Origin of the sequence: Paenibacillus sp. FSL H7-0703, from assembly GCF_038003485.1 — a bacterium.
GTDB lineage: Bacteria > Bacillota > Bacilli > Paenibacillales > Paenibacillaceae > Paenibacillus > Paenibacillus polymyxa_B.
Map to the genome: position 1 here is coordinate 2,187,946 of NZ_JBBOPF010000001.1, position 11,989 is coordinate 2,199,934.

An 11,989-nucleotide genomic window follows, 5' to 3' on the forward strand; every position below is an offset into this window, starting at 1 on the left:
CTAATGCTTTAAAAATCAGAGGTCCATGAATAATCTTTCTTCATCCGCGATGCTCTGGATATCCTCCGAGCTGATGCTGATATACTGATAGCCCTCTGCCTGTTGTTTTTTCAATGCAAGTTCCTTCATAAAACGTGGGCTGCCCTCTCCGGCATCCTCATCGTAAACAAGCAATAAACCGTCTGTTTTGCGGAAAAGGAGTTCATCCCGTGCCTTGAGTTGCCATATTCCCTGATAGGGCTGACGACTAACTACTCCCACATAGTCAACTTCGGCACAAATCTGCTGAAAATATTCCTTTTTGTCCTCTTTCCATTTCTCTTCCATATTTTGATAAGCCATCAAAATAGAGCATTTCAGGTGGGGATATTGCTGTTTTAGTGCAGTAACGACCTCACAGGCCCACAAGTCCACCCCGTATTGACCGGGGGTAATTACCCATTCCAGCCCTTCTTCAATCAGGGGAATAAGCCTGCCTGCAATCGCCTTTTTAATATATGGAATGCCTTCGTGCTTCTGACTGAAAATATTCAGCTCATGGGCACGATAGCCCGAAACGAGCAAGTTTTTCATCTTCTCAACGTCCTTCTCCGATTATCATAAAGGTTATTGTACCACTTCAGAGCAGCCCACTAAACACTTCGTTTTTTGGAAGAACGAATTGAATATAACGCAAAAGACGAACCTCTTCCGATGGAGCTGGATCAGGTTCGTCTTTTGGAGTTTGGTGCTAGTTCTGAATGGATGGTTTACCCATCGCTATTATCCTTTTTCATTCCATATCACTCCTCAGACGATTTTATGCGGACATCTTTAATTCTAATGTTGCTACTAAATATACCGGCATCACTACTTAGCTTGAATGACGGGTAACTAGGGTCTGCCTCAAGCCGCATTCTGCTATCGAACTGCTGCTCCTGCTGGCGATCTACCCAAAAAGAATAAGGCTCAGACTGAACTACTTTATCAGTTGCATTCGGCGTAGTGACAACCAAGATGACAAGTACGCCATTGCATCCGCAATCCTCGGTGTCATAAAACAACTTGAACATTCCCGGTCGTCCTGAAAGGGCCATTTCTAGCCTTTCAACGGACAAGGAATCCAATTCTAAATGTATGCTCATGAGATGAATTCTCTCCTTTATAAATGAGATGTTTGGAGCCGTCAGCTCCATAAAGACTAAATTTTAACTATGTGTTCATTATAGTCATGTTTTCGTATGTGTCTATGTGACTGCACTCACTGCTATCAATGAACTCTTACTTAAAAAAGGCAACCCGATTACACCGGGTCACCTCCGTCATCGCTCACCCTATATAAACTAACATTCTAGCCACAACTCTATCCTTTGTAAAAAGGGTTATGACCTGTGCCTTTGCCCGATGGCATCGCCCCAGGCACACCGTCCGCTTCAAGCAGCGGACGGACAATGAGCTTCACCGGCCACTCCCTGCTCTCGAATACCGCTTGGAGCAGCTCGGCCCGGTCAGCTTCGGGAAGCGGCACCACCCGTAGCGCTTCCTTCCACGCCTGCTCGGTAATATCCCATAACTTCGCTTCCGGGATAGGATACACCTCGCTTAGCGCTTCCATAATCGCAGCCAGATTTACCTGCGTGCCCAGCGACTGCACGTAGAAGATCAGCTTGCGGATCGTCTCATTATACAAGCTGTTCGAGTATCCTGGCCGGATATGATAACCCGGGTCCGCAATGCCGTGTTTGTCCAGATACGGCTGATGCAAACGTACGGAATCGTGGTCACGGAATAACAGGCCGTTCACCTGTCCGTCCCGCAAGACCACGCAGCAGTTCTGACCGTGAATTTCGGGTACAACACCTACCTTGAACAACCGCATCACCACATCATAGAATAACGCCGTCAGATCGGTGTAGAATCCTATAACCTCTTCACTGGTTAACTCTCTGCCCAGCAGGTCGGGTAACATATGGCGACCTTCCAGCGTCACCCCAAGCGCAGCCATGGGAATGACCTGCACACCTTCTTCCAGCAACTTTGGCGGATAGATGCGAATCTGGGCGGCCAGATGACGAGGATGATCATCGAACAATCCCATGGATTCCGGCATGTATCCCCACCAGTTCCGTTCCTCGCAGAGCCACACTTTACCTGTGAGCGATTCATCACAGGCCACCGCTTGTCGTAACATCTTCTCCCCAGCCAGACCATTCAGCAGCTTCACCACCGGGAGATAGCGGGCAGCCCCGAGAGACAACACACTGACCGGAAGCTTGAGCATCTGTGTGGATTCCTCCATCGGAGCCATCGAGCGCAGGGACGATGTCGCCTGCACCTCTCCCAATTCGATATCCAGTACAATGATGGTGCCGTCCGCGATCTCTCCAGTAAAACGCGGCAAGATGATATGCTCCATCTGCCATGGATGTACTGGCATGGGCATGTATTCTTGCAGATTCAGGCCTTTCCGGGCCAATTCTGCTTCCAGCCTGCTCCGCTGTTCTTCATCCAGTACATCCAGTGTGGACAGCCCTTCCTCACATCCCTGTTGTACGGCATCCCAACGCACCGCCACCCATCGCAGCGGGATCTCCTTCCTGAATTCCGCTGCATACCGGGCCACATCCGCTTCTGTGAATCCCACCTTGGCCTTAGAGGTGGGGTGAAATGGACGATCTCGCAGCGCTGCAACCTGCTCTCCCTTGATAAACCAATCGTAGGCATTGAACGGAACTTGTTCTCCCAGCCCTTGCACCTGCTGGAGTCCCAGTGCCAATTGCTCGGTGGCTATTTCCACGCCTGCCAAGAATTCTGCAACCCCGGGATGCGCGTATGCTTCATCGGAAAGCGTCATCCGAAGCACAGCCTGTCCTACGACTGCTGGAGATTCAAGAAGCTTCCAGCCTCCATCCGGTGTCTCTCCATAGACAGGTGAACCTTGTACCCATTGATATCCCTGCCTTTTTCCTGCTTCCACCAGAAACAAAATCCCTTTCAGATGCAGCATAAGCTGTCCACTATGCCTACCTGTTCCATTCTCATCCTGCTTATCCTTGCCTGCGACATTGCCGTCGAGTCCGTCAGCTATTCCTCGTCCACTCTGCGGAGGACCTCCATTACCATCCCCCAGAAACATTCGGCGGAACGGTTCTGGTGAAGTAGAGAGTTCAATGAACGGATGCCCTTCCAGCGGAAGCAATTGCTCGGCCAGAAATGCATTGATCAGATCCTCCATAATCCGCCGCTCAGCGTCTTGCAGACTGGCACGCTTCATCACTGTTGACATGGTTGTCGTCCTCCGTCAAATAATGGAATGCCGGGTGCGGATGACCCAGAAAATCATGATGCGAGATGGTCCAGCAATAGGCTCCCGACTTCTCGAACACAACAATATCGCCTACACGTAGCCGCTCTACTTCCGCATTTGAATGCATACGATCCTTGGGTGTACATAGTTCTCCGACCACGTGAACTTTGTTGTCCCTTACCTCTGGTCTTGCAAACGAATGCCCCCAACGGTCCGTAGACATAATGTGAAATGGATGGTTGTGTCCCCATGATGCGGGCAGACGATTATGATGTGTACCTCCTCTTAACACGGCAAAATGCTGACCATGCGATGTTTTGATATCCGTAACCTCTGCCGCATAATAACCGTGGTCAGCGACAAGCATGCGACCCGGCTCGAAATACAACTGTATGCCGCGTGAAGCAAGGCGCCCTCTAGTTTCACTTCGCTCAATCAGGGATGTGAACAGGGACCAGTCGAACCCGGGGCTACCATCATATGTGACACCAAACCCGCCTCCAGCGTTAATTACTTCAAGATGCAGGTCATATGTCTGCTGCCACATCTCCGCCTTTTGCAAATACAGCTCGATCATCTCGGCATGCAGTCTTGCGTCCACATTGTTCGATAACGAGTGAAAATGAAATCCGCATAAACGCACCGAACCCGCACCTTCCTCACGAATGACCCGGACTGCTTCCTCCACGCTCTCCTCATCCATGCCGAATGGACTCGGACCACCGCCCATTACAATCCGGGTCCGTGGCAATGTGCTACTTCTCAGATTGATCCGCAGCAGAATGCGAACTTCCTCTCCTCTCCTTGTAGCAATGGCGATGACACGCCGCAGTTCCAGCAGGCTCTCCACATGAATAAAACGCACCTGATGCTCGATAGCCTGCTTCAACTCATTCTCTTTTTTCCCCGGACCGCCAAACAGGATTGGAACCTCGCTACTTACGCTCCTCACCTTGAGCAACTCGCCAATGGAAGCTACCTCGAACCCGTGAACCCAGGGCAGCAAAGCCTCAATAATTCGAGAATCGGGATTGGCCTTTATGGCATAGAACAACCGTATGCCTCCAGGCAGCGTGTGCAGCATGTGACGGACCTGCTCCTGAATACCAGCCAGATCGTAGACATAAGTACACACCGGGTCTTCACTATCTCTTTGCAGTTCATGGATCATATTCCATACGCTTGATTTCATATCAGTCCACCCGCATTTCCATAGTCATTCCGTTTCTGTTCGTATGCCCGAAAAGCCGTATTCCGGTCATCGCCCAACACGTATATGTATACCCCTCGTTCCGCCCACAGCGCCATGCCTTCCTTGCTTCTGGCCACCGTTGCATACGGTACCTGGCACTGCTTCGCGGCTTCATGTAATGCACCTAGCGAACGTTGCACGTCTGGATGTTCCGTCTGCCACGGTACGCCAAGTGATTGCGACAGGTCTGCCGCCCCCTCTAGTACCCAGCTCACCTGGGGATGAGATAGAATGCTCGCACTTTGCCGGACGCCCTCCACACTTTCGATCATCGGTACAACCATCACCTGTTCATTCGCTTCCTGAATATACCCGGTAAGTGGATACTTGCCGAATACCCCCGGTCGCCCACTGTTCAGACTCCGCATGCCAAGCGGATGATAATACGCATGACGAACCGCTTCCTCCACCTGCTCCCGCTGTTCCACATGAGGTATGACGATGCCTTGTGCGCCGCAATCCAATACCTTTAGAATCTCTACTCGCTCTACCTTTGAGATGCGTACCAGCGGGGTCATCCCTGCCAGTTCCGCAGCACGAACCAGCTCTTCCACCGATTCCATATTCGTTGCGGCATGTTCCAGGTCGATAATTACAAAATCATACTCCGCATGTCCGATCACCTCGATGATGACCGGATGCGGGATAGAGACAAAAAGGCCGAACACTGGCTGTTTACGTTCAATTTTCTCCTTCAGCGTGTTGGTTCTCATCCGAAAACGTCCTTCGCCAACTTCAGCGGATTGCTGACCTTACGGAAATACAGGTCTCCGTCCCCATACAGGCGGCGCTTGGTCATCTCTTCAATCAGCGCATCCTCGGCAAAAAGATCAAACCACTCGAACCGCTCCTCATACTCCGGATGCTCCCGCTGGTAGTCCATAATCGTAGCCGCACACAGTTGCCAGAACGCTTCTTCCGTCAGACCGAACTTCTCCAGCGTCAGCGCAATATCCGTCATGCAGATAAAAAAGAACGCATCATACGTATAGTCCCGGACTTCCGACACATCACTTGCGTAGATAAAGGAATACCGATTGAACTTGCGATGGGTCTCCGGTTCGGGGTGCAGCTTCGGGGCTCTTTCTGGGTTCAGCAACTTCTCGGGTACATAGCGAACACCATCGTGAAGATCCTTGATGATAATCCGTTTCGGCAGATCATTTTCCAGCACCAGAATGATATTCTGGGCATGCGATTCCAGTGCAATGCCGTGTGCATAGAGCAGATGAATAATGGGCAGCGATACCGTTCGAACGAGGGCTTCACTCCACTTCTGAATGCCATGACGTTCAACTGCACCCTGGATAAACGGTACCCCGTTCGACTGTACTAGCATAAGTGCATTTAAGGGCCAAGCTGTCTCGCCTTCTTGCAGATGAACAGATACATTTTCACGCCAGATCGCCCCGATTGTGCCATACGCTCGTTCATACTGGATTGCAGGCAAGTTCTCGTACCGGAGCGTGAGTCCCATGATTTCTTTCAGAATGGCAAACTGTTCCCGTTGCAGCAACTCATCCTCCCGAATGAGTGCTTCCAGCCAGTCGCTGATCAGCGGTGCATTCTGGGTCGTGTGTTGTGCGAGAATACGTGTACTGGACGTATTGGTAATACTCAGTGCCAGCTTGAGATAAGGCGCTTCTGGATTCATTCGGTTCGACAGGGAACGAATGGACTGCTGGGCGCGATAAGCTGATGCCGAAGGGCCGAGAAAAACGATATCTTTGTCCATTCGTTGCCGGGCAAACACCGATTCCAGCTGGTGTTCCCATTGCCATGGATGAACAGGAATGAATATATAGCGATTCCCCTCAGTGTCTTCCGACTGAAGCACCCGATCAAATCGGCTGATATCCGCCTCTGTGAGATGTTGTCTCACCAACTGTTCTGACGTGTAGCCTGTGGAGAGAGCCGTTTGCACAAGTCCTTCTTTCACGGCAATCCAGTATACGGTCACATCCGAGTTAAACTCTGGACCGTAAGCAAGATTGTCTTTTAGGGTGAAGCCAAGCCTCGACTTGTAGCTTGGATGGTAGAGATGACCGTCGCTCATATGACTTTCGAGGGCATCATAGTGCCGGTCTTTATCCAGAATCTTCTCAGGCAGCAAAGCCCGGCACTGACTGTCCTTCGCCATCGTCTCCAGCAATTCCTGAATGAAGGCCGTCACATTCGCACCCTCCAGAAGGTTCAGTACCATTTCCTCCAGAAACAGATCCAGATCGGTGCAGGACACGCCCTCTCTTCGAATCGAGCCCTTCGCCACCTTCACTCGGCCAAATGAAAATTTCTGCTCCGCCTCACAGCTGTATGTCACAGCCTGCCCTGACGTATTCCGCCCCACAGTGCGCCATTCGTTCCCATCCACCTTACAGTCAAGGATACCCTCGAACCACATGGCTTCCAGCGTCTGCCGCATGATCCGTTCCTGTACATCCGTGTATACTGCCGTCTTGTGACCTTTCTCAGCCCTGTACCCTATGAACCCCACGCCACTTCACTCCCTATTCGGTTCATTATATTGCTCACCGGCACATACGCCGGGGTCTGACTGATCCCCTTGAGACAGCTCACCAGATTTTGTTTCGCCAGAAAACTGTCCGCGGTCAGCAAATGCTGCACATATACGTTTCCAGTTCGGTCTAGTTCCTTCACCAGCACTTCGCGGACCTTTGCCCAGAAATGCTCCTCCGGTACGTTCACATCCCTTGCTATCGCATGAATGAGGGAACCCAGATGATTGATGATAAAGTAATAGGATGTCCTCGCCCAAGCCTTGTCCCGTGGATAAAACAACAATCTAGAGGGATCAGTATCCACCTCATGCATCAACTCCTCATCGACACTGACTCCTTCCAAGTCACGCACGATAAATGCCTCAGGCATTCCGTCTCTTAGCGTCACGAGAGTATTTTGCAAATGAGCTTCAAAGTGAATGCCTCGCTCTCCGGCCGCTCGTACAATGGGCAGCAAAGACAAGGTCAGATAACGTGCAAACCAGCGCTCGGCTTCAGCACGTACGCCACCCAGCATCGTCATGAGTCGTGATTGCATTCCCGGCAAGGGAGCTTCTACCAGACTCGACAGGACATATGTACATTCCGGGTCAAACTCAATCGGTCTGTATGCGACAGTAAACAAACTCGTTAATTCTTCCTCCTGAAAATCACAAGTGGCTACACCTGTCTCATAGGCAATCTGCGTATGCTGATCTGCACCGAAGCAATTTTGCTGCCTGACGTACCTGGAGGCGTCCAGCGTCCTTCGCATCTGCTCCGCACTATTGGTGCGAATCATGTTGGTAATCTGTATGTTCAGCGACAGCTTGATATTGCAATTTAGCTCTGGAATATAGACGGTGCGTACCGAGGAGGTCGGATAGGCCTTCGGTCCACAGCTGCCTATCGGAATGAGTTTCTTGTCCAGAATATACTGCTGGACCTCGGACAAGCTCAACACGTACGTATACTGCCAGGGATGGACAGGCAGCAGTTCATACTCATCCCCATGCTCACCGCACTCCGCTTCCCAAGCTTGTTCCATATGCCCGTGCAGGCTGGCATGCAGATTGATCCTGGTGGAATCATCTACCCATTCCTGCCTATATACGTCCTTCCTGACAGCAACGTAACAGAGTTGGAACGAGGTACGCAGTTCCGGGCTGTACATCCGTACGTCGTGTTCAGTGAAACCTTTGGAGTTTTTGGGAAACGGGTGAAAGGGATGTCCATACACCAGAGACTGTTCAGAAGTACAGTAATCATATATGCCAAGTCCAGCAGCCTGCTCGATATACAGCACAAGATTATTCACGCTGTTATCTACCTTTTCCGCAAAATCACGCACAGCAGCCACACGGGTCAACCCGCCTTGCTCATGCCGACTGTTTCCATACGCCGTGTCTTCACTCAGCTCCCGGGTGATCCAGCGAACCAGGTCCTGATAATGCACCGCTTGCCCGTGAAGCTGTTGTATGCTTCGGTACTCATGCTCACCCATAGCCGAGTAATACGCTAATTGTCCGGTTATCGTCACCCCGCTGGCCTGAAAAGCAACTGCGTACGTCATCGCATCTGGATTAATCCGAATGTCGCCCTCCTTCTCCACCGCAAGCTCCCGGATATAACAATTGAGCAGCAGCTTACAAGAGTGTATATTCGCCTGCTGCTCTGCTTCAGACCTGAGCCTGTTTTCCATCTCGAACAATGTTGCCAACCTTCTTTCGGGTTATAAATAAAACGAGGGACAAGGTCAACAGGATGGCACAGCCGAGAGCCTACTAATCTCTTTCAGTGCCGCCCATCGGGCCATATTCGCTGGTGTTCCGACCCCGGCAAGTCTTTAGCAGACCTATCATCCAGAGACCTACACTGCTGACCAGCAGCAGAATGCTGATGGATGCCACCGCTTGCGGCGGGTGGGCACACACATTCGAATGTACCGACCACACCATAGGAGCGAGAACAAAGTAAGCGGGACATTGAACCATAACAGGCAATGAATTGCCCTTATTCTGCAATCGACTTTTCGAAATGATGTTCCATTTGAAAAAGATATTCCAGGTACAATCGGACGACATCACGTGTGGTCCCCCCAAAGGGAAAGACATGGTGCGTCAGGTCCGGCAATGCGTTGACTTCCAGAATGCCTCCCTGATCTGCTGTCAGCGGCTGGCGGATATCCTCACAACGGATATCAATGCCAGCCACATCAATCTGGAGAGCTTCTGCGGCTTTAATTGCCATTTGTGCATTATCAGGAAAAATCGCTTCCGTACAGTCCACATAAAACTCACTGATTTTTCCGGCGGCCGAATTGCGAAGATCATATAGCTCGATCTCTCTTCCTGCCGCAGGCACCTCCTCCAGCGTGATTCCCTGTCCAAGCAGAACCTTTCGCAAAGGCTCTACGTCTTCATCAATCTTGGGAAAAGCCTCGTACTTCCCTATACTGGTCTGCTGGATTCGCTGCTGATTCAACATTCGAATCAACGCCCGGATGGTTGAGGTACCGTCCCCTTCTACAAAGACAGGCCGATACTCATTTACTGCTGCCACTTCCCCGTTAATGATCAGTACCCTATAATCCAAACCCGTTATGAATTGCTGCAGCATGATGCTGTTACTATGGGTACCCGCCCGGGCAATAGCCGCTTCCAGTTCCTCGTTTGTTCGAACGTCCAGTGTCACACCTGCACTGCCGCTTGCGTCCAGCGGCTTCACTACAATGGAACGATGCAGTTTCAGAAACTGCGCTGCCTTGTCACCCATTGCCTTGATAACGATAAACGGCGGCACAGGCATTCCCCGCTCATGCAGTAGCATATTACATACCTGCTTGTTCTTAGCGAGCAGTCCAGCGATCAAGGGTAGACGATGCGATCTGGTTTTATTAATGACTCTGCGCTTGTCCCCATAGGACAATTCTAGAAAATCTTCACATTCTGCGAGAAGTGGCTCGCAGGTCATTCCCATTTCTCTTGCTTTGCTTATGATGAGTCGGTTTTGTAGATTATGAATTCCTTTCGGAAACAATGAAAATCCTCCCCGACCGAATGAAGGCGTTCGCTCCTGGTTGTGCTTTCATCGGATTGATTTGATAGAAACAATATTGATAATGATTATCAGTTTCAAACAAAATCTATTTTATGGCAATTTCATTCACCTTGTCAATAATAAGCTTTTTAGGAAAAAAAAGATGTTTTTGCAGGGAGAGAATCCCCAAATGAAGGAATGTTCATGGAACAATGGGCACAACATATAAGGCAAGCTCTGAATTTCGTTATGTCATAAGCTTGCCTGTGCTATTCGCTGTATGAGATGCAATGAAGTATAGGCTGGGGATGTGGATGATAATCATCGGTATTAATGCTTTAATTTGGGGCAGGTAGGGCAGTAATCTTCTGGATCATCTGCGGCGAGATAATAGTAACAACAAGTTTTGCGTACACGAATAGGTGTATCTGAGACAGCTGTTGCCCGTTTGGGCGTATTAAACTGCTTGAGCGGGTTACGGGATTCACCAAAGAGATGCGCAGGTGCATCACAAATTAGATAATGGAAGTCCTCTTCGACACGCTGCTTTTCTTCAGGCGTGGCTCCTTCGGCAAACTTGTTCTCATAGAGCCAGTATACGTAAATGGCCGTGTTCTCCCACAGGACTGAACGGGAAATCCGGGTTGCCTTGGACAGCGATTGCCATACCTTGGCCAGATTGCCGGCGAACATCTGTTCAATCACCTGATCTCTCCATACGTCACGCTGATCCGCCTCTGGTGAGGTCGTCTGCCAATCGGTCAGCCTAGCCTTGGGAAGCCATGCTTCTCCGTGATAACTGGATTCAATCGTGCCGTTGGCAATCTCATAATTCAGGCCTTTGTTGAAGCGTGACATGGCATAGAGACCCGAAGCTGTGATCAAGTAAGCATATCGTTTAGCAAAGAGCGATACAGTAGCCGTTTCGGAGTCCGTCTCAAAGATGCCTCTCACCCCTTGCAAATAGTTCAGGCTTTTGGACGGGTCCAGCAAGTCCGTAAATGGCATCGAAAATGTACGATCTGTCGAAGGCTCCCAGGTCAGACGGTATTCGGCAGCCAAGGCCTGCATCTCTTGATCATCAAGCCAAGTGGCTGTAGCGTGTGGTTTCATTTAACTTCCTTCCCTTCCCGTGCGGAATGCACATGGGTGTGCCAAACAGCGGATCAACCGCAATGTCGCACTCCATCTGGAAGACCGCGCGGACCATGTCCTGCGTAACAATGTCTTCCGGTTTTCCTTCCGCGTAGATGGACTTGTTGTGGACAGCCACAATATGGTGAGCATAGCGACACGCAAGATTCAGATCATGAAGCACCATCACTATGGTGCGCCCCTCCTGTTCATTCAAATCGAACAGCAGATCCAGAATATCAATCTGATGGGTCATATCCAGATAAGTCGTTGGTTCATCCAGCAGCAGGGTTTCTGTTCCCTGTGCGAGTGTCATCGCAATCCAGGCGCGCTGGCGTTGTCCGCCAGATAATGCGTCCACGGGCCGATCAGCCAGAGCAGTCAGATGTGTGGATTCCAACGCAAGCCTGACCATGCGTTCGTCCTCACAGGACCACTGTTTCAGCCATGTCTGGTGTGGGTACCGCCCTTGCCGAACCAGTTGGTTTACCGTCAGTCCCTCTGGAGCAGAAGGACCTTGCGGCAGAATGGACATACGTCTTGAAATTTCCTTGGTAGGCAACTTCGCAATCTCCTCGCCATCCAGCAGTACCGAGCCTGAACTGGACTTCAGCAGTCGCGCCATCGTTCGCAGCAAGGTGGACTTCCCGCAACCGTTGCTGCCAATCAGGACAGTAGTTTTCCCCTTGGGAATAGTCAGGTTCAAATTCTCTATAATAGGCTCTGCGCCATAGGCGATCGTAAGGTCCTTGGCTTCCAGAATACTCACAGCATTCTCCT

General features: G+C 50.6%; 10 protein-coding genes. All 10 read right to left on the minus strand.

Features of this window, described 5'->3' with window-relative positions; genetic code table 11:
- Positions 1-15 precede the first annotated feature (15 nt).
- Complete coding sequence (locus MHB46_RS09495) at positions 16-573, minus strand: SLOG family protein (RefSeq protein ID WP_341162172.1); 558 nt, start codon at positions 571-573, stop codon at positions 16-18.
- Between the two features lie 209 nt (positions 574-782).
- Complete coding sequence (locus tag MHB46_RS09500) at positions 783-1,124, minus strand: iron-sulfur cluster biosynthesis family protein (RefSeq protein ID WP_069291208.1); 342 nt, start codon at positions 1,122-1,124, stop codon at positions 783-785.
- 218 nt (positions 1,125-1,342) lie between these two features.
- Entirely contained in the window at positions 1,343-3,265 is a 1,923-nt protein-coding gene (locus MHB46_RS09505; RefSeq protein ID WP_341162173.1) for an IucA/IucC family protein, read from the minus strand.
- Positions 3,225-4,478 (minus strand): type III PLP-dependent enzyme, encoded by a 1,254-nt coding sequence (locus tag MHB46_RS09510; RefSeq protein ID WP_341162174.1) that lies wholly within the window; start codon positions 4,476-4,478, stop codon positions 3,225-3,227. The genes MHB46_RS09505 and MHB46_RS09510 overlap by 41 nt, the downstream gene beginning before the upstream one ends.
- The gene (locus MHB46_RS09515; RefSeq protein WP_341162175.1) at positions 4,475-5,251 is read right to left on the minus strand and encodes an HpcH/HpaI aldolase family protein; all 777 of its coding nucleotides are present in this window, start codon (positions 5,249-5,251) and stop codon (positions 4,475-4,477) included. Before MHB46_RS09515 ends, MHB46_RS09510 begins: the two co-directional genes overlap by 4 nt.
- On the minus strand, positions 5,248-7,032 hold the full coding sequence (locus MHB46_RS09520) for an IucA/IucC family protein (protein WP_341162176.1): 1,785 nt from the start codon (positions 7,030-7,032) through the stop codon (positions 5,248-5,250). Before MHB46_RS09520 ends, MHB46_RS09515 begins: the two co-directional genes overlap by 4 nt.
- Positions 7,020-8,738, minus strand: coding sequence for an IucA/IucC family protein (locus MHB46_RS09525; RefSeq protein ID WP_341163718.1), 1,719 nt, complete (start codon positions 8,736-8,738; stop codon positions 7,020-7,022). The genes MHB46_RS09520 and MHB46_RS09525 overlap by 13 nt, the downstream gene beginning before the upstream one ends.
- Before the next feature lie 311 nt (positions 8,739-9,049).
- The gene (locus tag MHB46_RS09530) at positions 9,050-10,075 is read right to left on the minus strand and encodes an ATP-grasp domain-containing protein (RefSeq protein ID WP_341162177.1); all 1,026 of its coding nucleotides are present in this window, start codon (positions 10,073-10,075) and stop codon (positions 9,050-9,052) included.
- A 330-nt stretch (positions 10,076-10,405) separates the two neighbouring features.
- A complete protein-coding gene (locus tag MHB46_RS09535) occupies positions 10,406-11,188 on the minus strand; it encodes an IucA/IucC family C-terminal-domain containing protein (protein WP_341162178.1) in 783 nt (260 codons plus the stop codon).
- Positions 11,157-11,978: an ABC transporter ATP-binding protein gene (locus tag MHB46_RS09540; protein WP_025722914.1), complete on the minus strand. Its 822-nt coding sequence runs from the start codon at positions 11,976-11,978 to the stop codon at positions 11,157-11,159. Before MHB46_RS09540 ends, MHB46_RS09535 begins: the two co-directional genes overlap by 32 nt.
- Positions 11,979-11,989 lie beyond the last annotated feature (11 nt).